Annotated in this window: 1 protein-coding gene; it reads right to left on the minus strand. The window is 40.2% G+C overall.

Annotated elements, in window-relative coordinates; all coding sequences use genetic code 11:
- Positions 1-630 (minus strand): CAP domain-containing protein (locus tag AOQ32_RS08440; RefSeq protein ID WP_148666554.1); only part of this gene is annotated, 630 nt, incomplete at both ends.

A 630-nucleotide genomic window follows, 5' to 3' on the forward strand; every position in this document is an offset into this window, starting at 1 on the left:
TGCATCAGCATTGGCCTTAATGTCATCAAATGTTTCAACGTGTGGTTCGGCATGATATTGTGCAAGTGCTTCATTGCTTAGAGGGCTTGCGTTATATTTAGCAAATTCATCAACAACGTCTTGATAAGTACCGAACTTGTCAATTTCACCATGCGTTTCTTGTTGGTTAAATGGTGCTGCAAAGCCAGTGTATGCATATACAACTGGGTATCCTTCAAGTTTACCGTATGCCAATCCAAATCCAAATTCTTGATAATCAGGGTTTAATTGGTTGGCGTTATGTCCGGTTGATTGAATCCAACGGTTCAAAAGTGCTTGGGCAATGTCATCTGCTGAAAGGTCGCTTGATTGGATAACATATCCTGTTTCGTTTTCTCCACTGAATACCATTTTTCCTTGCTTAGCCATAACCAATGCAATACCCGTCTTTGAACCTTCATGGATACTTTTGATAGAATCAGTTGAGCGAGTTCCATTTGCAATAGATTCTGCACGGTCTGATTCGAAGTCAGCAATGTCTTGATTCCAAACCATTTGAGAGACACCCTTACTTTGACGATATGCATTCAATTGCTTTGCAAATGAATCTTGAACGTCTTTTGCAAATTGTGCTTGCTGCAAGTCTTGTTG

Origin of the sequence: Fructobacillus tropaeoli (assembly GCF_001047135.2) — a bacterium.
Taxonomy (GTDB): Bacteria; Bacillota; Bacilli; order Lactobacillales; family Lactobacillaceae; genus Fructobacillus; species Fructobacillus tropaeoli.